Genomic DNA, 24,328 nt, shown 5'->3' with positions numbered 1-24,328 from the left:
ATGGAACATAAGAAGGATTGATAATGAGTAGCGTAGATATTCTGGTCCCTGACCTTCCTGAATCCGTTGCGGATGCGACGGTTGCCACCTGGCACAAAAAGCCGGGCGACAGTGTTGAGCGTGACGATGTACTGGTAGAAATTGAAACCGATAAAGTGGTTCTGGAAGTGCCGGCAAGTGAAGCCGGTATTCTGGACAGCATTATCGAAGACGAAGGTGCGACGGTCATTTCCCGTCAGATCCTGGCGCGTATTCGTCCGGGTAACAGCAGCGGCAAGCCAAGCACTGAGAAAAGCTCCGATAAAGAAGCGACTCCTGCGGCACGCCACACAGCAGCACTGGAAGAAGAGAACAACGACGCACTCAGCCCGGCTATCCGTCGTCTGATTGCTGAACATTCTCTGGATGCCAGCGCCATCAAAGGCAGCGGTGTCGGTGGTCGTCTGACCCGTGAAGATATTGAACAGCACCTGGCGAAGGCCAAGGATGCGAAGCCAGCCGCGGCACCTGCAGCGGCACCGGCTGCCACCAGCGCCGCACCGGCTCTGGGTTCACGTAGCGAAAAACGGGTACCGATGACCCGTCTGCGTAAACGTGTTGCTGAGCGTCTGCTTGAAGCCAAAAACAGCACGGCGATGCTGACCACCTTCAACGAAATCAATATGAAGCCCATCATGGATCTGCGTAAGCAGTACGGTGATGGTTTTGAAAAACGTCACGGTGTACGTCTGGGCTTCATGTCTTTCTATCTGAAAGCTGTGGTTGAAGCGCTGAAACGCTATCCGGAAGTGAATGCTTCTATTGATGGCGATGATGTGGTTTACCACAACTATTTTGATGTCAGCATTGCGGTATCCACGCCACGTGGTCTGGTCACACCGGTTCTGCGTGATGTCGATACGCTGGGCATGGCAGATATCGAGAAGCAAATCAAAGAACTGGCCATCAAAGGCCGTGACGGCAAGCTGAAAGTGGAAGAACTGACCGGCGGTAACTTTACCGTGACCAACGGCGGTGTCTTTGGTTCTCTGATGTCCACGCCGATCATCAACCCGCCGCAGAGCGCCATTCTGGGCATGCATGCCATTAAAGATCGCCCGATGGCAGTGAATGGTCAGGTGGTGATTTTGCCAATGATGTATCTGGCACTGTCATATGATCACCGTCTGGTGGATGGCCGCGAGTCTGTCGGTTTCCTGGTGACCATTAAAGAGATGCTGGAAGATCCGGCTCGTCTGCTGCTGGACGTCTAGTCCCGGCACAGCGAAAGATGAGAGATCGAAAAATCTGCGGCACAGTTCGCTGTGCCCTGATAAGCCTTCCTACTTACCGAATAAGAATGGATAGAACATCATGAATTTACACGAGTATCAGGCGAAACAGCTGTTCCTGCGCTACGGCCTGCCAGCACCAACGGGCTTCGCCTGTTCCACCCCGCGTGAAGCGGAAGAGGCTGCATCGAAAATCGGTGCCGGTCCGTGGGTGGTGAAATGTCAGGTTCATGCCGGTGGCCGCGGTAAAGCGGGCGGCGTGAAAGTCGTTAAAAGCAAAGAAGAAATCCGTGCTTTTGCTGAGCACTGGCTGGGCAAGCGTCTGGTGACTTACCAGACAGACGCCAGCGGTCAGCCGGTTAACCAGATCCTGGTTGAATCCGCCACTGATATTGATAAAGAACTGTATCTTGGCGCGGTAGTGGATCGCAGCTCCCGTCGCGTGGTGTTCATGGCGTCTACCGAAGGCGGCGTGGAAATCGAGAAAGTGGCGGAAGAAACCCCGCACCTGATCCACAAAGTGGCGCTTGATCCGCTGGCAGGTCCGCAGCCGTATCAGGGCCGCGAGCTGGCTTTCAAACTGGGTCTGAGCGGTAAGCAGGTTCAGCAGTTCACCAAGATCTTCATGGGGCTGGCGAACATTTTCCTTGAGCGCGATCTGGCGCTGATCGAAATCAACCCGCTGGTGGTGACTACCGCAGGTGACCTGATCTGCCTCGATGGCAAACTGGGTGCCGACGGCAACGCCTTGTTCCGTCAGCCGGAATTGCGTGAAATGCGCGATTACAGTCAGGAAGATGCCCGTGAGTCTCAGGCTGCGCAGTGGGAACTGAACTACGTTGCGCTCGACGGCAATATCGGTTGTATGGTGAACGGGGCCGGTCTGGCAATGGGCACCATGGATATCGTGAAACTGCACGGCGGCGAACCGGCTAACTTCCTCGATGTCGGCGGTGGCGCAACCAAAGAACGCGTGACCGAAGCCTTCAAAATCATCCTGTCCGATGAAAAAGTCAAAGCCGTCTTCGTAAACATCTTCGGCGGTATCGTACGTTGCGACCTGATCGCCGACGGTATCATCGGTGCGGTGGAAGAAGTGGGCGTCAGCGTGCCGGTTGTGGTGCGTCTTGAAGGTAACAATGCCGAGCTGGGTGCCAAAAAACTGGCAGACAGCGGTTTGAACATCATTGCAGCGACCAGCCTGACGAATGCGGCTCAACAAGTTGTCGCGGCAGTGGAGGGGAAATAATGTCGATTTTAATCAACAAGAACACCAAAGTTATCTGCCAGGGTTTCACCGGTAGCCAGGGGACTTTCCACTCCGAACAAGCCATCGCATACGGTACAAAAATGGTTGGCGGTGTAACACCGGGCAAAGGTGGCACCGAACATCTGGGTCTGCCTGTGTTCAACACCGTGCGTGAAGCGGTAGAAACCACCGGCGCAACGGCATCTGTGATTTATGTTCCGGCGCCGTTCTGCAAAGACTCCATTCTGGAAGCGCTGGATGCTGGCATTAAACTGATTATCTGTATCACTGAAGGCATTCCGACCCTGGATATGTTGGTGGTTAAAGTGAAACTGGATCAGAGCGATGCGGTGATGATCGGGCCAAACTGTCCGGGGGTGATCACGCCGGGTGAATGCAAAATCGGCATCATGCCGGGCCACATTCATCTGCCAGGTAAAGTGGGTATTGTTTCCCGCTCAGGCACGCTGACGTATGAAGCCGTTAAACAGACCACGGATTACGGTTACGGCCAGTCTACCTGTGTCGGTATCGGCGGTGACCCGATCCCTGGCTCTAACTTCATCGATATCCTGAAGTTGTTCCAGGAAGATCCGCAGACTGAAGTGATCGTCATGATCGGCGAAATCGGCGGTAACGCCGAAGAAGAAGCCGCAGCGTACATCAAAGCACACGTGACTAAACCGGTTGTGGGTTACATCGCAGGGGTTACTGCGCCTAAGGGCAAACGTATGGGCCATGCTGGCGCCATCATTGCCGGTGGTAAAGGCACTGCTGATGAGAAATTTGCAGCGCTGGAAGCCGCAGGTGTTAAAACCGTTCGCAGCCTGGCCGATATCGGCGAAGCCGTGAAATCACTGCTTCCGCAATAAGTATTACCCACCCGTATTGGTAAACCGCCGGTACGGGTTAAGTCAATTTTTATAAAAAAGATTCGACATGTTGGCCGCCTTCGGGTGGCCTTTTTTTATTTTAAGCTAAATAATTAACATTCGCCGAATTAAGCTATATTCATTAACACAGCACGATACGTTCATGGGTAATAAAAGGTTAATAATTGGATTTTAGAAGGTAGCAAATTAGATATTTTCAACAACCATAAAAGCACAATTAATTAACATTGAGGCCATCATTAAATCTCATTGAAACCAAAAGTTAACATTTTGAAATATTTTTTTAGAAATTGATGGACAGCTTATAGAAATAAACAAGGAGATAGGCTTAAATTGCGGCAGATCAATTACAGGGTTTTCCACTGTTTTGTTCTTAAATTGACCTGTACACGGAAATCCGCTTAAGGTCACTAAAAAACCTATTTAATGTGTGGGATTACTGGCGTAACATAATGGTCCTGTAACATCCGTTTTTTGTATGATTATTTTTCCCCGTGATTTTGCCCGTTCATCAGCCTGTTCCAGGCCCGCTGCTCGTGCTTTTTCCGGACTCAGAATGTCTGGTCGATGGCTTTACTCAACCGGGTACTGACATTTTTTCTACACACATTTAAATATTGGTAGTCATGAGGCGTTCCGGCACACGGTTCGTCAAAGATCACAATTTGTGGTCTTCCTCCGAGGAGCAAGGGGTCAAGATGTTTGATATCGTTGAACTGTCGCGTTTACAGTTTGCTTTAACAGCCATGTATCATTTCCTATTTGTCCCATTAACGCTAGGTATGGCGTTTTTGTTGGCAATTATGGAAACGGTTTATGTCCTTTCCGGCAAACAAATCTATAAAGATATGACCAAATTCTGGGGCAAACTCTTTGCAATTAACTTTGCACTGGGCGTTGCCACCGGTTTAACCATGGAATTCCAGTTCGGGACTAACTGGTCATATTTCTCACATTACGTGGGTGATATCTTCGGTGCGCCGCTGGCGATTGAAGGTTTAATGGCATTTTTCCTGGAATCCACTTTAGTGGGCCTGTTCTTCTTCGGATGGGACCGTCTTACTAAAGTTCAGCATATGACTGTGACCTGGTTTGTTGCCCTTGGCTCAAACTTGTCAGCTTTGTGGATCCTGGTGGCGAATGGCTGGATGCAAAACCCGATTGCATCGACTTTCAACTACGAAACCATGCGTATGGAAATGGTCAGCTTCTCCGAGCTGGTGCTGAACCCGGTTGCGCAGGTTAAATTCGTTCACACCGTAGCGTCTGGTTATGTGACTGGCGCGATGTTCATTCTGGCTATCAGCTCTTACTACCTGTTGAAAGGTCGCGATGTCGGTTTCGCGAAGCGTTCATTTGCTATCGCAGCAAGCTTCGGTCTGGCTGCCGTGCTTTCCGTTATCGTACTGGGTGATGAATCCGGTTATGAAATGGGTGACGTACAAAAAACGAAACTGGCTGCTATCGAAGCAGAGTGGGATACCCAACCTGCACCGGCAAGTTTCACGCTGTTCGGCATGCCGAATCAGGACAAAATGGAAAATGAATATTCTGTTCAGATCCCTTACCTGCTCGGCCTGATTGCCACACGTTCTGTTGATACGCCGGTCACCGGTCTGAAAGACCTGATGGCGCAACACGAAGTGCGTATCCGTAACGGTATGAAAGCCTACACCCTGCTGGAAGAACTGCGTTCGGGCAACACTGACCCGAAAGTGCGCAGCGATTTCGAAAGCACCAAGCAGGATCTGGGCTACGGTATGTTGCTCAAACGCTATACCGACAACCCGGCGGCGGCGACTGACGCACAGATTCAGAAAGCGACCAAAGATTCTATCCCGCGCGTTCTGCCACTGTATTTTGCATTCCGTATCATGGTTGCCTGCGGCATCCTGATGTTCGTACTGATTGCGCTGTCCTTCTATACCGTCTTACGTGGCAAAATTGGCCAGAAACGCTGGTTACACCGCGCGGTATTCATCGGCCTGCCGTTGCCGTGGATTGCTGTCGAGGCAGGCTGGTTCGTGGCTGAATATGGCCGCCAGCCTTGGGCGATTGGTGAAGTCTTACCCACTGCGATCGCACACTCTTCACTGACTGTGGGTGATGTACTGACCTCGATGATCCTCATCTGTGGTCTCTACACCCTGTTCCTGGTCGCTGAAATGTTCCTGATGTTCAAATATGCGCGCCTCGGGCCAAGCAGCCTGAAAACCGGCCGTTATCATTATGAACAACCTTCAGCGCCACTTGAGCAAGCTCGGTAATAGGGAGTCCACTTATGTTTGATTATGAAGTTTTACGGTTCATCTGGTGGGTGCTGATTGGCGTGCTGTTTATCGGCTTCGCAGTGACCGATGGATTTGACATGGGCGTTGGTATCCTGGTGCGCATTATCGGTAAAACCGATACGGACCGCCGTGTGATGATCAATGCCATTGCCCCGCACTGGGACGGTAACCAGGTCTGGCTGATCACCGCCGGTGGTGCGCTGTTCGCGGCCTGGCCTATGGTGTATGCAGCCGCATTCTCCGGCTTTTATGCGGCGATGGTACTTGTGCTGTGTGCCTTGTTCTTCCGTCCGCTGGGTTTTGACTATCGTTCAAAACTGGAAAGCGCACGCTGGCGTGGCATGTGGGACTGGGGCATTTTCATCGGCAGCTTCGTACCGGCTCTGGTCTTTGGTGTAGCCTTCGGTAACCTTCTGTTAGGCGTACCATTCCATATCGACGGCGACCTGCGTCTGTTCTACACCGGTAATCTGCTGGGCTTGCTGAACCCGTACGGCATTCTGGCCGGTCTGGTCAGCCTGACCATGCTGATCACTCAGGGGGCCACCTATCTGCAAATGCGTACTGTGGGTGAACTGCACCTGCGTACCCGTGCCGCGTCGCAGATTTCTGCGCTGGTGATGATGGTGTGTTTCCTGCTGGCAGGCATCTGGTTAGTGAAAGGGATTGATGGTTTCACCGTGACATCCGTTATGGATCACGCAGGTCCGTCTAACCCGCTGCGCAAAACCGTGTCTCATGAAGCGGGTGCATGGCTGGCTAACTTCAACAAGACACCCGGTTTGTGGGCGATTCCTGCATTGGGTGTGATTTTGCCGTTGCTGACCATTTTGTTCTCACGCATGAATAAAGCGGCGCTGGCATTCATCAGTAACTCACTGACTATCGCCTGTGTAATCCTGACTGCGGGTATCACTATGTTCCCGTTCGTGATGCCGTCAATTACTGAGCCGAATGCCAGCCTGACCATGTGGGATGCCACATCCACACTGTTGACGCTCAGAGTGATGACCGTTGTCGCGTGCATCTTTGTGCCAATCATCCTGATTTACACCTCATGGGCGTATTACAAGATGTTCGGGCGCCTCGATAAACATTACATCGAGAACAACAAGCATTCGTTGTATTAAGGAGAACACCATGTGGTATTTTGCCTGGATCCTCGGCACCTTACTGGCTTGCTCATTCGGTATCATTACCGCGCTGGCGTTTGAACACAGCGAAGCCAATAAAGCGGCTAAAGAAGAGAAGTAATAATGAGTGTGATCGCGGATAAACTTTACGCTGTCACAGACAAGGGCCCGTTAAGGGCCCTTTCGCTTGTGATGTCACTGGTGCTGGCCGGCTGCGTTTTTTGGAAACCCGGCATGTTTGCCTCGTCAACCAGTCAGCTGGAAGTCTGGCACGGGGTCATTTTGATATGGGCCGTTTGCAGTGGTGTTATCCATGGCCTGGGTTTTCGCCCGCATAAATCAATCTGGAAAGCTTTCTTCTCGCCATTGCTGGCGATGATTGCGTTAGCTGCAGGACTTTATTACTTTTTCAGCTGATTTTTTGCGTAAAAAAAAGACAAATTTACAGTAATTTTCTTATGGGCCGCTCTGGCCCATAATTATTTTCATTCCATCAATCCTACCCATTCCCAACCCCAATTCTCTTGCGTATAGTAGTGCCGTCAAATTGCATTACGGGATGTACAGTGAGTAATTCGTTGTTCCGATGGCCGGTTCGTGTCTACTTTGAGGACACAGACGCGGGAGGTGTGGTCTACCATGCCCGATACGTCGCCTTTTATGAAAGGGCTCGCACAGAGATGTTGCGCCAACGCAATTTTCACCAGCAGCAGTTGCTGGGTGAACACGTCGCTTTTGCTGTCCGCCGCATGACGGTCGAATACTTTGCACCAGCTCGCCTAGATGACCTGCTGGATGTCCAGAGTGAGATTACGTCCATTCGCGGAGCTTCTCTTACTTTTGCACAACGAATTCTTGATTCGCATGGAAACCTTCTGAGTTCTGCAGAAGTGTTGATCGCATGCATTGATCCACACCAAATGAAGCCCCGAGCGCTTCCTAAGTCTATTGTCGCGGAGTTTAAGCAGTGACTGACATGAACATTCTTGATTTATTTTTGAAGGCCAGCATCCTGGTTAAGCTGATTATGCTTGTCCTGGTGTGCTTCTCTATCGCGTCCTGGGCGATCATCATTCAACGCACCAAGGTGCTGAATGCCGCCACCCGCGAAGCAGAAGCGTTCGAAGATAAATTCTGGTCCGGTATTGAGCTTTCCCGTCTGTATCAGGAAAGCCAGGGCCGCCGCGAAACCCTGAGCGGGGCAGAGCAAATCTTCCATTCCGGTTTTAAAGAGTTCGCGCGTCTTCATCGTGCCAACAGCCATGCGCCGGAAGCCGTGATTGAAGGTTCTTCACGTGCGATGCGTATTTCTTTTAACCGTGAACTCGAATCACTGGAAACACATATTCCGTTCCTGGGCACCGTGGGTTCTATCAGCCCGTATATCGGTCTGTTCGGTACCGTCTGGGGGATCATGCACGCCTTTATCGGTTTAGGTTCTGTGAAACAGGCAACCTTGCAAATGGTCGCCCCGGGTATCGCAGAAGCACTGATCGCCACTGCGATTGGTCTGTTTGCCGCTATCCCTGCTGTTATGGCGTACAACCGCCTGAACCAGCGTGTGAACAAGCTTGAGCAAAACTACGATAACTTCATGGAAGAATTCACGGCTATCCTGCACCGTCAGGCTTTCTCTCGCGAAACCAGCAGTAACTAAAGGGGGAGAGTATGGCTCGTTCACGAGGTCGTCGTAACCGCCGCGAAGGTAAGTCGGAGATCAACATCGTTCCGTTGCTGGACGTATTGCTGGTTCTGTTGCTGATTTTTATGGCAACAGCACCCATCATTACCCAGAGTGTGGAAGTCGATTTGCCTGACGCAACGGATTCTAAAACGGTGTCCAGCGATGATAATCCGCCCGTGATTGTTGAAGTCTCCGGCGTGGGTCAGTACACCATTGTGGTGGATCATCAGCGTATGGAACAATTGCCTGAACAACAGGTTATCGCAGAAGCGACCAGCCGTATTCAGGCCAATCCGAAGACGGTATTCCTGATCGGCGGTGCAAAAGACGTGCCTTATGATGAAATCATCAAGGCGCTGAATATGCTGCATCAGGCTGGCGTGAAATCTGTCGGATTGATGACACAACCTATCTGAGGATAGGTAATTTGTAACACTTATTTGAAACCCGGCATTCTCTGGCTTGTTAAAAGTATGACAGGCAATACAGGAACCCGGGTTTTTAGTAATCCTGTCTTGGGAAATCTATTTTGGTAAAGGCAACTGCAACTGAACAAAACGATAAGCTCAAACGCGCCGTTATTGTTTCGGTCGTTCTGCATATCATCATTATAGCCCTGTTGATTTGGGGATCGCTGGACGAAGATACCAGCATGAGTGGCGGCGGTGGGGGTAGCGATATCTCTGCCGTAATGGTTGATCCCAGTGCCGTGGTCGATCAGTACAATCGTCAGCAACAGCAACAGGCTGATTCCCAACGCGCTGCCGCCGCGCGTCAGAAAAAATCAGAACAACAGGCTGAAGAGCTGCAACAGAAACAGGCCGCAGAACAGCAACGCCTGAAAGAACTTGAGAAAGAGCGTCTGCAAGCGCAGGAAAGTGCGAAGCAGCAGGCTCAGGAACAGGCCCAGCAGCAAAAGCAGGCTGAACAAGCTGCCGAGCAGGCGAAAGAACAGCAAAAACAGGCTGAAGCTGCCGCAGCACAGGCGAAGGCTGAAGCGGCAAAAGCAGCCGCTCAGGCGAAAGCAGATGCCGCGAAAGAAGCGGCTAAAGCACAAGCTGACGCGCAGAAAAAAGCGGCTGCGGATGCTAAAAAACAAGCAGAGGCTGAAGCCGCCGCCGCGGCTGCCGCTGCGAAGAAACAAGCCGAAGCGGATGCTAAGAAAGAAGCGGCCGCAGAAGCCAAAAAACAGGCTGCTGCTGAAGCGAAGGCTCAGGCCGCTGCCGATGCTAAAGCACAAGCTGAGGCTGATGCCAAAGCCGCCGCCGATGCAAAAGCTGCTGCTGCCGCAGAGAAAAAAGCGGAAGCTGCCGCGGCTGCCAAGAAAGCTGCAGCCGATAAAAAAGCTGCCGCTGCCGCCGCTGCCAAAGAAGCCGCTGATGCGAATAACTTATTTGATGGCCTGGCCGACTCTAAAAATGCGCCGAAAGGGGCAACCGGGGGCGGTGCTTCTGCTCCTGCAGGGAAGGGAACTCAGAAAAAGGCGGGCGCATCCGGGGCGGATATTGCGAACTATGGTAGCCAGATTAAAGCTGCCATCGAGAGCAGATTCTATGACGCATCATCTTATGCAGGCAAAACCTGTTCGTTGCGCGTTAAAATGAATCCGGATGGCTCGCTGATCAGCGTGTCGGCTGAAGGTGGGGATCCTGCACTGTGTCAGGCTGCGCTTGCCGCAGCACGACAGGCGAAGTTCCCGAAACCGCCTTCTGAAGCAGTCTATGAAGTGTTTAAAAATGCTCCGATAGATTTTAAACCGTAGGAAGAAGAAAATAATTCCTTTTCAGATTTTTACGATAGATTGCAGGGTGTAATTCTAGTTTTGTGTGCGTTGGTTTGTTAAAATTCTGCTAAATTATCGCGGGCAGATACGTCCAGATAAGGGAGATACAATGAAGCAGGCATTTCGAGTAGCGTTCGGCCTTTTGATGATGTGGGCATCTGTGGTTCATGCAGAAGTTCGCATTGAAATTACCCAAGGGGTAGATACAGCTCGCCCGATTGGCGTTGTGCCATTCAAATGGGCTGGCCCGGGTACACCACCTGAAGATGTGGGTGGTATTGTTGCTGCTGACTTACGTAACAGCGGCAAATTTAATCCTATTGATGCATCACGTATGCCTCAGCAGCCAACCTCCGCCGCAGAAGTTACACCTGCTGCCTGGACCGCGCTGGGTATTGATGCTGTTGTTATCGGTCAGGTTCAGCCTGCCGCCGATGGCAGCTATGTGGTGTCTTACCAACTGGTGGATACCTCTGGCGCACCGGGTACCGTGCTGGCACAAAACCAGTACAAAGTGACCAAACAATGGCTGCGTTATTCCGCGCATACCGCCAGCGACGAAGTATTTGAAAAGCTGACCGGCATTAAAGGTGCATTTCGTACCCGTATTGCTTACATCGTGCAGACCAACGGCGGTAAATTCCCGTATGAGCTGCGTGTAGCCGATTACGACGGTTATAACCAGTTCGTGGTTCACCGTTCACCAGAGCCACTGATGTCTCCTGCCTGGTCTCCTGACGGCAGCAAACTGGCTTACGTGACATTTGAAAGCGGTCGTTCAGCATTGGTGGTACAGACGCTGGCAAACGGTGCAATCAAACAGATTGCTTCTTTCCCTCGTCACAACGGCGCACCTGCTTTCTCGCCTGATGGCAGTAAACTGGCCTTTGCGCTGTCTAAAGACGGCAGCCTGAATCTGTATGTAATGAATCTGTCTTCTGGTCAGATTAGCCAGGTGACAAACGGACGTAGCAACAATACTGAACCAACCTGGTTCCCGGACAGCCAGAATCTGGCGTTCACGTCGGATCAGGGCGGTCGTCCGCAGGTTTATAAAGTGAACATTAATGGCGGTGCGCCTCAGCGTCTGACCTGGGAAGGCTCGCAGAATCAGGACTCTGACGTCAGTACAGATGGCAAGTTCCTGGTTATGGTGAGCAGCGCCAGCGGTACACAGCACATCGCTAAACTGGATCTGGCAACGGGAGCCGTTCAAACATTGACGGACACGTTCCTGGATGAAACGCCTAGCCTCGCACCAAATGGCACCATGGTAATTTACAGCTCCTCTCAGGGACTGGGTTCCGTATTGCAGTTGGTATCGACTGATGGGCGCTTCAAAGCGCGTCTTCCGGCAACTGATGGACAGGTCAAATTTCCTGCCTGGTCGCCGTATCTGTAATGCATAGAATACTATGTATGGCAAAAAATTATAAAAGGATCGAATAGATGCAACTGAACAAAGTGCTGAAAGGGCTGATGCTGGCGTTGCCTGTACTGGCAGTAGCTGCTTGTAGTTCTCACAAGAACGCAGACAACGACCAATCTAATGGTATGGGTCTGAACTCTGGCGCAGGCACTGAAAACGCTAACATGTCTTCAGAAGAGCAAGCTCGTCTGCAGATGCAAGAACTGCAGAAAAACAACATCGTTTACTTTGGCCTGGACAAATACGATGTGTCTTCTGAATTCGCTCAGATGTTGGACGCGCACGCAGCTTTCCTGCGTAGCAACCCGTCTTACAAAGTGACTGTAGAAGGTCATGCTGACGAACGTGGTACGCCAGAGTACAACATCGCCCTGGGCGAACGTCGTGCTACTGCTGTTAAAATGTACCTGCAAGGCAAAGGCGTTTCTGCTGACCAAATCTCTATCGTTTCTTACGGTAAAGAAAAACCAGCTGTACTGGGCCATGACGAAGCGGCATACGCTAAAAACCGTCGTGCCGTACTGGTATACTAAGAGAATAGTATGAGCAGTAACTTCAGAACTCACCTGTTGAGTCTGTCGTTACTGGTTGGCGTAGCGGTCCCATGGGCCGCTACTGCCCAAGCGCCAATCAGTAATGTCGGCTCAGGCTCGATTGAAGATCGGGTCACCTCTCTGGAGCGTATTTCTAACGCTCACAGCCAGCTATTAACTCAACTCCAGCAACAACTTTCTGATACCCAACGTGATATGGATACTCTTCGTGGTCAAATCCAGGAGAATCAATATCAGCTGAGTCAGCTTGGTGATCGCCAGAAGCAGATTTTTAATCAACTCGACAGCTTAAGCCAGGGTTCTGCCGGGGCCGCCAGCACGGGTGCTGCTGCAGCCACAGGTGACGCTGCAGGGTCTTCTGCCACAACACCTGACGCGGGTGCTGCACAAGCTCCTGCAAGTACCGGTGACGTGAACAGCGATTACAATGCTGCGGTTTCACTGGCGCTGGAAAAGAAACAATATGATGAAGCCATTGCGGCTTTTCAGAGTTTCGTAAAAAAATATCCTGATTCAACTTATCAGCCAAACGCCAATTACTGGCTCGGTCAGTTGTATTACAACAAGGGTAAAAAAGACGATGCTGCTTATTATTTTGCAGTTGTGGTCAAAAACTATCCTAAGTCTCCAAAAAGTTCTGACGCAATGTTCAAGGTTGGGGTCATCATGCAGGAGAAAGGTCAGGCTGATAAAGCCAAAGCCGTCTTCGCACAGGTCGTGAAACAGTACCCAAATACCGATGCGGCAAAACAAGCTCAAAAACGCTTATCTGCAAAGTAGTGACTCGTTCAGGCCCGGAAAATGTACATATCGTGCATTTTCTGGGCTTGAGTGTGTGAAACACCATCAGTTAGCACTCTTTCTGAAAATTAAAGTTGCACTGAAAAGTTAAATAAGTAATATATGCCGCCGTTGCCCAGACAACTCCAAACGGCTAACGCTGTCAGAGATTTAGGCAATTTGCAGCAGGTTTAGATGGGCCGTTAGCTCAGTTGGTAGAGCAGTTGACTTTTAATCAATTGGTCGCTGGTTCGAATCCAGCACGGCCCACCACTTTTCAGTGGAAAATGCAATAAAGCAGTGCAGGACGACAACGCGCAGGCGTTGCCCGTATGGCGAGGTGAAACCGAGTCAATCCAGCACGGCCAGGTCATCTAAACAAACTGTAGTGCCTTGCACACCAACTGCAAGACACGCTGGCTGTAAGAAGTATTCAGGAAGGGCCGTTAGCTCAGTTGGTAGAGCAGTTGACTTTTAATCAATTGGTCGCTGGTTCGAATCCAGCACGGCCCACCACTTTTAAAGTGGAAAATGTAGTGAAGCAGTGCAGGATGAGAACCACTGGTTCGAGCCGAGCGAAGCGAGACGACAACGCGCAGGCGTTGCCCGCAGGGCGAGGTGAAACCGAGTCAATCCAGCACGGCCCACCACTTTTAGGTGGAACCTACTGAATATTTTGAAAGCCAAAAGTAAGTAGTAAAAAGCATTTAGATGGGCCGTTAGCTCAGTTGGTAGAGCAGTTGACTTTTAATCAATTGGTCGCTGGTTCGAATCCAGCACGGCCCACCACTGTTAAAGTGAAAAATGCAATAAAGCAGTGCAGGATGAGAACCACTGGTTCGAGCCGAGCGAAGCGAGACGACAACGCGTAAGCGTTGCCCGCAGGGCGAGGTGAAACCGAGTCAATCCAGCACGGCCCACCACTTCTAAAGTGAAAAATGCAATAAAGCAGTGCAGGATGAGAACCACTGGTTCGAGCCGAGCGAAGCGAGACGACAACGCGCAGGCGTTGCCCGCAGGGCGAGGTTAAACCGGGTCAATCCAGCACGGCCCACCACTTTTTGTGAAGTCATCTACATTGCAGAATTCAGAGAAAAGCGCCTTTTGGCGCTTTTTTCGCATCTGACCCTCAAAACTTCCTCCTGGCAGATAAATTTTTTCTGCTGACTTTACTTAAAATCTCTCTGATTTTAAGTGCAGTAAACATTTTAAGCCCTGCGTCTATTATATGGACGACTTTCCCTATTTTTTGCGGTATTTTGTTTAGCATACAAAACTAATGGTTCCGGGATGGGATCATGGTGGCTTTTGGCTATCCGGGCAAATTGTCTGACTGAATGAGATGACGAGTATGAGCGAAACATTGGATCTGAATGCGGCGGTTTATCCTTTCCCACCGAAACCCGCCGTGCTGACCGCAGATGAAAAGACCTTCTACAAAGAGAAGATCAGAAAACTGCTCAGGGAACGTGATGCGGTGATGGTGGCGCATTATTACACTGATCCTGAAATTCAGGCGCTTGCCGAAGAAACCGGCGGCATTGTCGCCGACTCTCTGGAAATGGCGCGCTTTGGCAGCCAGCATCCAGCTTCCACGTTGCTCGTCGCCGGTGTACGCTTCATGGGAGAAACGGCTAAAATCCTCAGCCCGGAAAAAACTGTGCTGATGCCAACACTCAATGCTGAATGTTCTTTGGATCTGGGCTGTCCTGAACAGGCTTTCTCAGATTTCTGCGACCAGCACCCCGACCGCACAGTAGTGGTCTACGCTAATACCTCAGCAGCAGTAAAAGCCAGAGCAGACTGGGTTGTTACCTCAAGCATTGCGGTTGAGCTGATTGAACATCTTGACAGTCTGGGCGAAAAAATAATCTGGGCACCGGACCGTCACCTCGGAAATTACGTCCGTAAGCAGACGGGGGCAGATGTATTGTGCTGGCAGGGCGCCTGTATCGTCCATGACGAGTTTAAAACGCAGGCCCTGACCCGAATGAAAGGTCTATACCCGAACGCCGCTGTTCTGGTGCACCCTGAGTCTCCTCAGGCGATCGTTGATATGGCTGATGCGGTCGGTTCTACCAGTCAGCTCATTCTGGCGGCAAAAACATTGCCCCAGCAGCAACTTATCGTCGCCACGGACCGCGGTATTTTTTACAAAATGCAACAGGCGTGCCCGGACAAAGAATTGTTTGAGGCGCCGACGGCAGGTGAGGGTGCAAGTTGTCGTACCTGCGCGCATTGCCCGTGGATGGCGATGAACGGTCTGAAAGCGATTGCCCAAGGGCTGGAACACGGTGGCACGGAACATGCTATCGAGGTAGACGAGGCGCTGCGTGTAAAATCTCTGATCCCGCTCAACCGCATGCTGGATTTTGCCGCCCAACTGAGATTAAGAACACAGGCTAAAGCGTTGTAAGCATTTTCATGGCTGATAATGATTTATGAGCATCAATAAAAGGAAAGGATGAGATGATGGATTTTTTCAGTACCAGTAATATTCTGGTTCATATTCCGCTTGGAAAGGGGGGATATGACCTGTCGTGGATTGAAGCTGTAGGCACCATTTTTGGGTTGCTCTGCATCTGGTACGCCAGTAAAGAAAAGCTGATCAACTATCCTTTCGGTCTGATCAACGTCACGTTGTTTGCGATCATCTTCTTCCAGATCCAGCTTTACGCCAGCCTGTTGCTGCAAATCTTCTTCTTTGCCGCCAATATCTACGGCTGGTATGCCTGGAGCCGCCAGACAGCGGACCAGGAAGCACAATTGCAGATCCGCTGGTTGCCACGTGGCAAAGCGCTGATATGGGGCGTTGTATGTGTCGCAGGCATTCTGCTGATGACCTTTAACATCGACCGCGTTTTTGCCGCCCTGACGCTGTTGGCGGTAAACCTGATGCAGGCGCTGGGGCTCAATGTGCAGGTGCCTGAACTGCAACCTGATGCCTTCCCGTTCTGGGATTCATCAATGATGGTGCTGTCGATTGTGGCAATGTTGCTGATGACCCGAAAGTATGTTGAAAACTGGCTGCTGTGGGTCATCATTGATGTCATCAGCGTCGCGATTTTTGCTTATCAGGGCGTTTATGCGATGGCACTCGAATATGTGCTTCTGACCTTGATTGCGCTGAACGGTTCGTGGCTGTGGATCAAAAGTGCAAAGCAAAACGGTTCACGGCCTTTGCAACCGGCCTGATTTCATCTTCCTGGAAAAACGCCTCTATCACAGAGGCGTTTTATTTTCGGGTTCTTCTCTGAGGATCAGTGATGATGATGTGCATGGCTATGTCCATGATGATCGTGCCCGGCACGGGTTAACGGCATTTCATTCATCTCACAATCCGGAGTTTCACACTGGCCATATTCCATTTGTATCGTGGCATGGCCGATGCGGCATTTCTCCAGCAAATGATGCTGAATGCGGTAAAGCAGTGCGTCGTGATCGTGCGGTGGAACCACGTGTACATGCACGGTCATCAGCCGCTGTTCACCAATTTGCCAGACGTGAACGTGATGCACGTTGCGCACTTCCGGGATACTCAGTGACAAATCCCGTCGCAGTTTATCGATATCGATCTCTTCCGGTGTGCCTTCCAGTAATTCATGAAAACTTTCCCGCAGCAACCGCCAGGCATTATTTAACACCAGGCAGGAAACCAGCACTGATAAAAGCGGATCCACAGGCGTCCAGCCGGTATACATGATGATGAGCGCCGCAGCGACCGCTCCAATCGATCCCAGCAAGTCACCCAAAACGTGCAGCGCGGCGGCACGCACATTGATGTTGGCCTTTTCCTGCCCCTGATGCAGCAGCCAGAAGGCCAGAATATTGGCGAACAGACCAGCAATGGCGATCACCAGCATAGTGGTGCCCATTACGGGCTGCGGATTAAAGAACCGGGCGATGGCTTCCCAGACAATCAGAACGACAATCACCAGCAGCGCAGCGGCATTCACGAAGGCCGCCATGGTGGTCAGGCGCAAATAGCCAAAAGTATGACGGCTGTTAGGCTTGCGTTTCGCAAAACGTACGGCAAGCAAGGCAACAAGTAACGCGGCTGCGTCAGTCAGCATGTGCCCGGCATCGGCCAGAAGCGCCAGAGAGCCTGAGACCAGCCCGCCAATCACTTCGGCTACCATAAAAATTACAGTAACAAGGAAAGCCAGCAACAAACGGCGGCTATTTTTATCCTGTGGCAACAGGGAAGAAGGCATAGTTATATTCACAAAAATGATGAACCGAGACAATCACAATAGCGTAAACCTAAGGTGTTGCAAGAAGGGGAATTCAGGGAAGCAGGAGGAAGCAAAGTCCCTCCTGTATGAGCAGGTGAGCAAACGTGACGGAATTAGTTACCGGTTGCTTTTGAAGAAGGTGTATCCGGGGTCTGATTCGGACAACGTCCATCTTTGCACATCGTTTTCTTATGCTCTTTATCTTTACTCATGTGATGGGTGGTGCCATCCGTTTGAGTAGTCGTTTCATTCACGGGTTTATTGGTCGTGTTAATCTGATCATTGTTCACGCTTTTTGGCGCAATTTTCTGTACCGAACCCGGCGAGCCGGACTGATTAGCCTGACCATTGTTGTCGCTTGCCGAGGACTCGCCGGCAGCGTAAGCAGCACCGGTGGTCAGTGCCATGGTTGTGGTCAGTAACATGATTGCGAGCTTTTTCATAATGTCATCTCCATTTTTTCGAGAAAGGTCCGTAGTCGTTTTTCATGTGTCTGGTAAAAGCCTAGCTAAAGAAATTATGTCCTAAATCAAAATGAGACTAATCGTAAGTGTAAAAGCAGGTTTACACCGGGATTCAATACGGCTAGATTGAACGCGGTCAGCGTTTCGCTTTGTCTCTTATGAACACCCGAATGGAACAGTTATGAATTATCAAAACGACGATTTACGCATTAAAGAAATCAAAGAACTTTTACCTCCGGTTGCCCTGCTCGAAAAATTTCCTGCCACTGACAAAGCGGCCAAAACAGTTTCTCAGGCCCGTAATGCGATCCATAAGATACTGAAAGGAAACGATGACCGTTTGCTGGTCGTCATTGGCCCTTGCTCGATCAATGATCCGAAAGCCGCGAAAGAATACGCCACCCGCCTGCTGACAATGCGTGAAGAATTGCAAGGCGAACTGGAAGTGGTGATGCGTGTTTATTTCGAAAAACCACGTACTACAGTGGGCTGGAAAGGGCTGATTAACGACCCGCATATGAATAACAGCTATCAGATTAACGAGGGTTTGCGCATTGCCCGCAAACTGTTACTGGATATTAACGACACGGGTTTACCGGCCGCTGGCGAATTCCTGGATATGATCACGCCACAATATCTGGCGGATTTGATGAGCTGGGGGGCTATCGGCGCACGTACCACTGAATCTCAGGTTCACCGCGAGTTATCTTCCGGTTTATCCTGCCCGGTCGGTTTCAAAAACGGCACAGATGGCACCATTAAAGTGGCGATCGACGCCATCAATGCAGCTGGCGCGCCACACTGTTTCCTGTCTGTGACCAAATGGGGGCATTCCGCTATCGTTAATACCAGCGGAAATAATGATTGTCACATCATTCTGCGCGGTGGCAAAAAGCCAAACTACAGCGCTCAGGATGTGCAGGAAGTGAAAGAAGGCCTGAAAAAAGGCGGCCTGCCAGCGCGTATCATGATCGACTTCAGCCACGCTAACAGCAGTAAGCAATTCAAAAAACAAATGGAAGTGTGTGAAGACGTCTGTGGTCAGATTGCCGGCGGTGAGCAGTCGGTGATGGGCGTGATGGTAGAAAGCCATCTGGTGGAAGGGAATCAGAGCCTCGACAGCGGCGAGCCTCTGGTTTATGGTCAGAGCGTGACCGATGCCTGTATAGGCTGGGAAGACACCGAAGTGCTGCTGCGCAGCCTGGCGGGCGCGGTCAAAGCACGCCGCGGTTAATGTCACCTGCTGGAATACTTGTCTGAGCCCTGCTTTTAGCGGGGCTTTTTATTGCCTGAATATCCCCTACAATTCGCAGCGCATCTCCATACAACGCAAATCAGCATCCGCCATCTCAGAGCGGTAGAGGCTCTCTTTTACCAGACTGAATCCGTTCCTCTTATAAAATTCAAACGCATTCGGCGTAGAAGCCAGCGTAAGTGCTGTGAAACCGCGTGATTTCGCTTCTGCTTTTATGGCAGCAAGAATTTGCGTAGCGAGGCCTTTCCCTTCAAATTCTGGCAATGTAAAAATCGCTTCAACACTGCCATTTTTCAGATCAAGGAATCCTGTTGCCGCCGGTGTGCTCAGCCCCTGTGTCTGTGCGACAAAAAAAGGATTATCAATAATGGCTTTGCGGTATCCGGCAGGCATCTCATCGGGTGTCCATGCCATCACAATCTGTGCATCATAAGCGTTTTTACACCCGTGACGGATAGCCTGATTACGTATGTTCCACAGCGCTTCTGCTTCATCGGGTGTTGCACGTCTGACTGGCATAAATATTTTTCCTTGCGGGTCGGGGATACAAAAAAGGCACGCTTTCGCATGCCTTATCAATCATCGTGCTTCACGCAGAAAACGCGAAATTACTTCGCTTTACCCTGGTTTGCTACGGCCGCGGCTTTCGCTGCGATCTCGTCGGCATTACCCAGATAGTAACGTTTGATTGGTTTGTAGTTTTCGTCGAATTCGTAAACCAGCGGAACACCGGTAGGGATGTTCAGCTCCAGAATTTCGTCTTCGCTCAGGTTATCGAGATATTTAACCAGTGCACGCAGGGAGTTACCGTGTGCGGCGATGATGACGCGCTCTCCGCTGGCGATACGTGGTTTGATGACCTCAGTCCAGTAAGGGATGACGCGTTCGATGGTCAGCGCCAGGCTCTCTGTAGTTGGCAGTTCTGCCTCAGTCAGTTTAGCGTAACGCGGATCGTGGCCCGGGAAACGTTCATCAGCGCGATCCAGTTCTGGTGGCGTGACAGCAAAACCACGACGCCATTGTTTAACTTGCTCGTCACCGTATTTCTGTGCAGTTTCTGCTTTATCCAGGCCTTGCAATGCGCCGTAATGGCGTTCGTTCAGTTTCCAGGATTTCTCAACCGGCAGCCATGGCTGGTTCAGTTCGTCCAAAACGCTCCACAGCGTGTGGATGGCACGTTTCAGCACAGAGGTGTAAGCAAAATCGAATTGGAAGCCTTCGTCTTTAAGCAACTGACCTGCAGCTTTTGCTTCAGTGCGACCCTTATCGGACAGTTCAACATCATGCCAACCGGTAAAACGGTTTTCTTTGTTCCACTCACTTTCACCGTGTCTTACCAGCACCAGCTTGGTTACAGCCATAGCTAAACTCCTCAGTTAACTGAATTTTCAATGATAACGGTTATCATTATAGAGGCTTGGCCTCCCCGACAGCAATCTGAAACTTCCTCAGGAAGTCTCTGCGGGACGCCGTTTGTATTAAACATAACGAATTTGCTGCGGCGATGTAAAACAAAACGCGCGTACGGTCTCCCGGACAGCGCGTTTTGTGTAAAAAGTCAGCGATCAGCTGGCTTTTTTCAGGCAGGTACTCATGAAAGTCTTACGTGCATCGCCTTTAAGTTCTTTTTTGGCGGCGTCTGCGTTACAGGTTTTCATTTTCTCCTGCTGAGGCGTCATTTTTGCCATAGCCGGTTTGGTTTCCGCTTTGAGGCACTGACTCATGAATTTTTTGCGGTCATCGCCTTTGAGTGACTGGGTAGTGGCCTGCTGATTACAGTCGGTCATCTTTTGGCGTTGCTCAGTCTGAGCAGGGGAAGGAACTTTAACAGGATCAGCCGCAATAGCGGAACCCGCCGCGCACAGCGTTGCCAGCAGGGATAACACAACAGGTAAACGCATATCGAACTCCTTATTAATCGTCCTTTCGGCAGGACACTCTCTAAGCGTAGATGGGGGAAGAGCCTTTAGCTTAAAATGTGCTGATACAGATGCGCCGTGAGTCACAAATTCGCAGAAGCAGGAAGGAATGAAGACAGGGCCGGGCGACCCTGTCGTGAGACATTACAGTGCAAAGAACTGATACGTCGTCGAAGATTTGTAGATCTGATCTGGTTTAACCCAACAGCTCGGCTGCGGCCAGGTGGCATGATTCGGGCTGTCCGGCAGGAACTCACTTTCCAGTGCGACACCGCTGTAGCTGGCGTATTCGCCGCCGCTACGGTTAGGGGTTCCGCCCAGGAAATTGCCGCTGTAAAGCTGCACTGCTGGCGCAGACGTAAACATCGTCATTTTGACTTTGCCATCAGCAGACCACAAATGCGCCGCCGGATTGCTGCCGGTATTGCAGGTGCGGTTAAGCAGATAAGCGTGGTCATACCCTTTCACGCGTTGCTGGTCACGATCAGCGAGGAAATCTTTCGCCAGCGTTTTGGCGGCATTAAAATTCATGCCGGTGTTTTCAACCGGGACCGGATCCGCACAAGGAATGCCATCGCTGTCGACCGGCAGGAAGCGATCAGCAAACAGCTGCAGCTTGTGCTGACGCGCATCAGTCCCTTCACCGTCGAGGTTGAAATAGGCATGATTGGTCAGATTGACCGGACACAGTTTGTCAACCGTCGCTTCGTAACGGATTTCCAGCCGGTTATCGTCGGTCAGCTGGTAATACACTTTCGCTGTCATGTTGCCCGGATAACCCTGATCGCCGTCGACAGAAAATAGCTGAAACGTCAGCTTCTGCGCGGTCTGTTCCAGAATGATCCAGCGACGCGCATGGAAGCCTTCCGGCCCGCCGTGCAACTGGTGAACACCCTGATTGGCGACTACCAGATGCGCTTTGCCGTCAATTTCAAACTGCGAGCGGGCGATACGGTTAGCGTAACGTCCGACGGTCGCGCCCAGATACGCGCTCTGGTTCATGTATTCCTGCGGCGACTGGCAACCGAGCAGCAGTTCACGCGTGGAGCCATCCGTCAGCGGCAGGGTGAAGGATAACCAGGTCGCGCCCCAGTCCATGAACGTTGCGGTGGCACCCGCTGCATTCTGTAGCGTAACCTGTTCAAACGGCTGGCCATCGGGCGCCAGCTGTGTGTTTTCAGGTTTTAGCATATGCCTGCTCCTTGTGAAGCGGTGCAAACATAGAAGGTCTCTTTCAGACCGCTGTGCGCATGATATTGCTGTTCAACGGCATGACGGACTTTTTCCACCATGTCCTCAGGAACCAGCGCCACAATACAACCGCCGAAACCGCCGCCGGTCATACGCACACCACCTTTATCGCCAATCACTTCTTTGACGATTTCCACCAGCTTATCGATTTGCGGCACGGTGATTTCAAAGTCATCGCGCATTGAGGCGTGAGATTCCGCCATCAGTTCGCCCATACGTTTCAGGTCGCCGCTGGCCAGTGCATCAGCCGCTGCCAGTGTACGGTCGTTTTCGGTAATCACATGACGCGCACGGCGGGCCACGACCGGATCCAGCTCATCCTGAATGGAGAAGAACAGGGCAGGGTCAACATCACGCAGCGCTTTCACACCGAAGAAACGTGCCGCCACTTCGCATTGCTCGCGACGGGCGTTGTATTCACTGTCAACCAGGCCGCGTTTCACGTTGGAGTTGATAATCACCACCGCCGCGTTTTCCGGCATAGACACCGCACGGGTATCCAGTGAACGGCAGTCAATCAGCAGGGAATGATTTTCCTTGCCGAGTGCAGAAATCAGCTGATCCATAATGCCGCAGTTACAGCCGACAAACTGGTTCTCCGCTTCCTGACCGTTCAGTGCCAGTGCTACGCCATCCAGCGGCAAGTCATATAATGACTTCAGTGCCTGGCCGACCGCGACTTCCAGCGAAGCTGAAGAGCTCAGGCCCGCGCCCTGTGGCACGTTGCCGCTGATCACCATATCCGCACCGGAGAAATCTTTGTTACGCAACATCAGATGCTTGATCACGCCACGCACGTAATTGGCCCAGGGGTGTGCATCGGTGTGCACAATCGGTTCGTCGAGTGAGAAGCTGTCTTCGTCGTTATCGTAATCGGCGGCGATCACACGGATCGTACGGTCATTGCGCTGCGCGCAGGCGATCACTGTTTCATAATCGATCGCGCACGGCAGCACGAAGCCATCGTTGTAATCGGTATGTTCGCCAATCAGATTCACGCGCCCCGGCGCTTTGATGGTAATGGTCGCAGGGTAGCCAAATTTATCGGCAAAGATTTCCAGGGTTTTGGTCTTCAGTTTCATTCTTTTTCTCCGGCCTCACGATAATGAACATCACTCACCGCCCGCAGACGCTCTGCGGCTTGTTCCGCTGTCAGGTCGCGTTGGGTTTCAGCCAGCATTTCGTAGCCGACCATAAATTTGCGCACCGTGGCTGAACGCAGCAACGGCGGATAGAAATGCGCGTGCAGTTGCCAGTGTTCGTTGTCGCCTTCGGTAAATGGCGCACCGTGCCAGCCCATCGAATACGGGAAAGAGCACCGGAACAAATTGTCGTAGCGGCTGGTCAGCTTTTTCAGTGCCAGAGCCAGATCGCTGCGTTGTGCATCATTAAGCTCAGTAATGCGTTTGACGTGGACTTTCGGCAGCAACAAGGTTTCGAACGGCCATGCGGCCCAATAAGGCACTACTGCCAGCCAGTGTTCGGTTTCAACCACCGTACGGCTGCCGTCGGCCAGTTCGCGCTGCACGTAATCGACCAGCATCGGCGAACCTTGTTGTTCCAGATAGGCACGTTGCAGGCGGTCTTCACGTTCGGCTTCGTTAGGCAGGAAGCTGTTGGCCCAGATCTGGCCGTGCGGATGCGGGTTAGAGCACCCCATTGCCGCGCCTTTGTTTTCGAAAACCTGCACCCACGGATACGTTTTTGCCAGATCCGCACTTTGTTCCTGCCAGGTTCTGACGATCTCCGTCAACGCTTCAACTGAGAGTTGCGGCAGAGTTTTACTGTGATCCGGCGAGAAACAGATCACCCGGCTGGTACCGCGTGCGCTCTGAACGCGCATCAGCGGATCGTCGCTTTCCGGCGCAAAAGGCGTATCCGGCATCAGCGCGGCATAATCATTGGTGAACACAAACGTGCCGGTGTATTTCGGATTCACATCGCCTGTCACGCGGGTATTGCCCGGACAGAGAAAGCAGTCCGGGTCATGCGCAGGCAGTGTTTCCTGAGAAACGGCTTCCTGCTGACCCTGCCACGGACGCTTGGCACGATGCGGGCTGACTAAAATCCACTGATCGGTCAGTGGATTGTAGCGACGATGCGGGTGATCAATCGGGTTAAACGTGGTCATAAACTT

25 protein-coding genes, 3 tRNA genes and 3 other RNA genes are annotated in these 24,328 nt (G+C 51.5%); 23 read left to right on the top strand and 8 right to left on the bottom strand.

Going from position 1 to position 24,328, the window contains the following annotated elements; translation table 11 throughout:
- Nucleotides 1-23 precede the first annotated feature (23 nt).
- The 22 genes from odhB (at nt 24) to pnuC (ending at nt 16,262) form a co-directional block, all read left to right on the top strand.
- Nucleotides 24-1,253, top strand: a complete 1,230-nt coding sequence (odhB, locus tag EVX52_RS03235) for a 2-oxoglutarate dehydrogenase complex dihydrolipoyllysine-residue succinyltransferase (RefSeq protein ID WP_015698112.1) — start codon at nt 24-26, stop codon at nt 1,251-1,253.
- A 100-nt stretch (nt 1,254-1,353) separates the two neighbouring features.
- Complete coding sequence (sucC, locus tag EVX52_RS03230) at nt 1,354-2,520, top strand: ADP-forming succinate--CoA ligase subunit beta (protein WP_129952011.1); 1,167 nt, start codon at nt 1,354-1,356, stop codon at nt 2,518-2,520.
- Complete coding sequence (gene sucD, locus EVX52_RS03225; RefSeq protein ID WP_013576436.1) at nt 2,520-3,392, top strand: succinate--CoA ligase subunit alpha; 873 nt, start codon at nt 2,520-2,522, stop codon at nt 3,390-3,392. Before sucC ends, sucD begins: the two co-directional genes overlap by 1 nt.
- Before the next feature lie 719 nt (nt 3,393-4,111).
- Complete coding sequence (gene cydA, locus EVX52_RS03220) at nt 4,112-5,680, top strand: cytochrome ubiquinol oxidase subunit I (RefSeq protein WP_129952010.1); 1,569 nt, start codon at nt 4,112-4,114, stop codon at nt 5,678-5,680.
- Nucleotides 5,681-5,694: 14 nt separating this feature from the next.
- The gene (cydB, locus tag EVX52_RS03215) at nt 5,695-6,834 is read left to right on the top strand and encodes a cytochrome d ubiquinol oxidase subunit II (RefSeq protein WP_129952009.1); all 1,140 of its coding nucleotides are present in this window, start codon (nt 5,695-5,697) and stop codon (nt 6,832-6,834) included.
- Between the two features lie 10 nt (nt 6,835-6,844).
- On the top strand, nt 6,845-6,958 hold the full coding sequence (cydX, locus tag EVX52_RS03210; RefSeq protein ID WP_013576433.1) for a cytochrome bd-I oxidase subunit CydX: 114 nt from the start codon (nt 6,845-6,847) through the stop codon (nt 6,956-6,958).
- Nucleotides 6,959-6,960: 2 nt separating this feature from the next.
- A complete protein-coding gene (ybgE, locus tag EVX52_RS03205; RefSeq protein ID WP_129952008.1) occupies nt 6,961-7,254 on the top strand; it encodes a cyd operon protein YbgE in 294 nt (97 codons plus the stop codon).
- A gap of 149 nt (nt 7,255-7,403) precedes the next feature.
- Nucleotides 7,404-7,808 carry a tol-pal system-associated acyl-CoA thioesterase gene (ybgC, locus tag EVX52_RS03200; protein WP_015698108.1) on the top strand — a complete coding sequence of 135 codons (405 nt, stop codon included), beginning with the start codon at nt 7,404-7,406 and terminating at the stop codon, nt 7,806-7,808.
- Complete coding sequence (gene tolQ / locus EVX52_RS03195; protein ID WP_013576430.1) at nt 7,805-8,494, top strand: Tol-Pal system protein TolQ; 690 nt, start codon at nt 7,805-7,807, stop codon at nt 8,492-8,494. Before ybgC ends, tolQ begins: the two co-directional genes overlap by 4 nt.
- Before the next feature lie 11 nt (nt 8,495-8,505).
- Entirely contained in the window at nt 8,506-8,937 is a 432-nt protein-coding gene (gene tolR, locus EVX52_RS03190; protein ID WP_013576429.1) for a colicin uptake protein TolR, read from the top strand.
- A 113-nt stretch (nt 8,938-9,050) separates the two neighbouring features.
- Nucleotides 9,051-10,283 (top strand): cell envelope integrity protein TolA, encoded by a 1,233-nt coding sequence (tolA, locus tag EVX52_RS03185; protein WP_129952007.1) that lies wholly within the window; start codon nt 9,051-9,053, stop codon nt 10,281-10,283.
- A 130-nt stretch (nt 10,284-10,413) separates the two neighbouring features.
- Nucleotides 10,414-11,706, top strand: coding sequence for a Tol-Pal system beta propeller repeat protein TolB (gene tolB / locus EVX52_RS03180; RefSeq protein WP_013576427.1), 1,293 nt, complete (start codon nt 10,414-10,416; stop codon nt 11,704-11,706).
- Nucleotides 11,707-11,753: 47 nt separating this feature from the next.
- Nucleotides 11,754-12,266: a peptidoglycan-associated lipoprotein Pal gene (gene pal, locus EVX52_RS03175; RefSeq protein WP_013576426.1), complete on the top strand. Its 513-nt coding sequence runs from the start codon at nt 11,754-11,756 to the stop codon at nt 12,264-12,266.
- Nucleotides 12,267-12,275: 9 nt separating this feature from the next.
- On the top strand, nt 12,276-13,067 hold the full coding sequence (gene cpoB / locus EVX52_RS03170) for a cell division protein CpoB (RefSeq protein WP_129952006.1): 792 nt from the start codon (nt 12,276-12,278) through the stop codon (nt 13,065-13,067).
- 197 nt (nt 13,068-13,264) lie between these two features.
- A tRNA-Lys gene (locus tag EVX52_RS03165) sits at nt 13,265-13,340 on the top strand.
- A 167-nt stretch (nt 13,341-13,507) separates the two neighbouring features.
- Nucleotides 13,508-13,583 (top strand) — tRNA-Lys (locus tag EVX52_RS03160).
- A 14-nt stretch (nt 13,584-13,597) separates the two neighbouring features.
- A non-coding RNA gene (locus tag EVX52_RS03155) (RtT sRNA) lies at nt 13,598-13,717 on the top strand.
- 63 nt (nt 13,718-13,780) lie between these two features.
- Nucleotides 13,781-13,856 (top strand) — tRNA-Lys (locus tag EVX52_RS03150).
- A gap of 14 nt (nt 13,857-13,870) precedes the next feature.
- A non-coding RNA gene (locus EVX52_RS03145) (RtT sRNA) lies at nt 13,871-13,990 on the top strand.
- A gap of 14 nt (nt 13,991-14,004) precedes the next feature.
- Nucleotides 14,005-14,124: non-coding RNA, RtT sRNA (locus tag EVX52_RS03140), on the top strand.
- 294 nt (nt 14,125-14,418) lie between these two features.
- The gene (nadA, locus tag EVX52_RS03135; protein ID WP_129952005.1) at nt 14,419-15,483 is read left to right on the top strand and encodes a quinolinate synthase NadA; all 1,065 of its coding nucleotides are present in this window, start codon (nt 14,419-14,421) and stop codon (nt 15,481-15,483) included.
- Between the two features lie 56 nt (nt 15,484-15,539).
- Nucleotides 15,540-16,262, top strand: a complete 723-nt coding sequence (pnuC, locus tag EVX52_RS03130; protein ID WP_129952148.1) for a nicotinamide riboside transporter PnuC — start codon at nt 15,540-15,542, stop codon at nt 16,260-16,262.
- 65 nt (nt 16,263-16,327) lie between these two features.
- Here the strand turns inward: pnuC and zitB are convergent, their stop codons facing one another.
- Together zitB and EVX52_RS03120 are read right to left on the bottom strand one after the other, a co-directional pair.
- Nucleotides 16,328-17,281 (bottom strand): CDF family zinc transporter ZitB, encoded by a 954-nt coding sequence (zitB, locus tag EVX52_RS03125; RefSeq protein WP_129952004.1) that lies wholly within the window; start codon nt 17,279-17,281, stop codon nt 16,328-16,330.
- 134 nt (nt 17,282-17,415) lie between these two features.
- Nucleotides 17,416-17,745, bottom strand: a complete 330-nt coding sequence (locus EVX52_RS03120; RefSeq protein ID WP_129952003.1) for a protein YbgS — start codon at nt 17,743-17,745, stop codon at nt 17,416-17,418.
- Nucleotides 17,746-17,947: 202 nt separating this feature from the next.
- On the opposite strand from EVX52_RS03120, the gene aroG reads away from it, so the two are divergent.
- The gene (gene aroG / locus EVX52_RS03115) at nt 17,948-19,000 is read left to right on the top strand and encodes a 3-deoxy-7-phosphoheptulonate synthase AroG (RefSeq protein ID WP_129990570.1); all 1,053 of its coding nucleotides are present in this window, start codon (nt 17,948-17,950) and stop codon (nt 18,998-19,000) included.
- A 66-nt stretch (nt 19,001-19,066) separates the two neighbouring features.
- On the opposite strand, the gene EVX52_RS03110 is transcribed toward aroG, so the two are convergent.
- The 6 genes from EVX52_RS03110 to galT all read right to left on the bottom strand — a co-directional run bounded on the left by EVX52_RS03110 (nt 19,067) and on the right by galT (nt 24,322).
- Entirely contained in the window at nt 19,067-19,540 is a 474-nt protein-coding gene (locus EVX52_RS03110) for a GNAT family N-acetyltransferase (protein WP_129952001.1), read from the bottom strand.
- A gap of 89 nt (nt 19,541-19,629) precedes the next feature.
- Nucleotides 19,630-20,382, bottom strand: coding sequence for a 2,3-diphosphoglycerate-dependent phosphoglycerate mutase (gpmA, locus tag EVX52_RS03105; RefSeq protein ID WP_129952000.1), 753 nt, complete (start codon nt 20,380-20,382; stop codon nt 19,630-19,632).
- Nucleotides 20,383-20,586: 204 nt separating this feature from the next.
- Nucleotides 20,587-20,922, bottom strand: a complete 336-nt coding sequence (locus EVX52_RS03100; RefSeq protein WP_129951999.1) for a PsiF family protein — start codon at nt 20,920-20,922, stop codon at nt 20,587-20,589.
- 162 nt (nt 20,923-21,084) lie between these two features.
- The gene (galM, locus tag EVX52_RS03095) at nt 21,085-22,131 is read right to left on the bottom strand and encodes a galactose-1-epimerase (protein WP_129990569.1); all 1,047 of its coding nucleotides are present in this window, start codon (nt 22,129-22,131) and stop codon (nt 21,085-21,087) included.
- On the bottom strand, nt 22,125-23,273 hold the full coding sequence (gene galK / locus EVX52_RS03090; protein WP_129990568.1) for a galactokinase: 1,149 nt from the start codon (nt 23,271-23,273) through the stop codon (nt 22,125-22,127). The genes galM and galK overlap by 7 nt, the downstream gene beginning before the upstream one ends.
- Nucleotides 23,270-24,322: a galactose-1-phosphate uridylyltransferase gene (gene galT / locus EVX52_RS03085; RefSeq protein ID WP_129990567.1), complete on the bottom strand. Its 1,053-nt coding sequence runs from the start codon at nt 24,320-24,322 to the stop codon at nt 23,270-23,272. The genes galK and galT overlap by 4 nt, the downstream gene beginning before the upstream one ends.
- Nucleotides 24,323-24,328: the final 6 nt, after the last annotated feature.

It is taken from the genome of Rahnella sp. CFA14(1/10), from assembly GCF_004195095.1.
Classification (GTDB): Bacteria; Pseudomonadota; Gammaproteobacteria; order Enterobacterales; family Enterobacteriaceae; genus Rahnella; species Rahnella perminowiae.
Note: the sequence above shows the minus strand (reverse complement) of the source record. Positions and strands in the feature narration are given on the sequence as shown.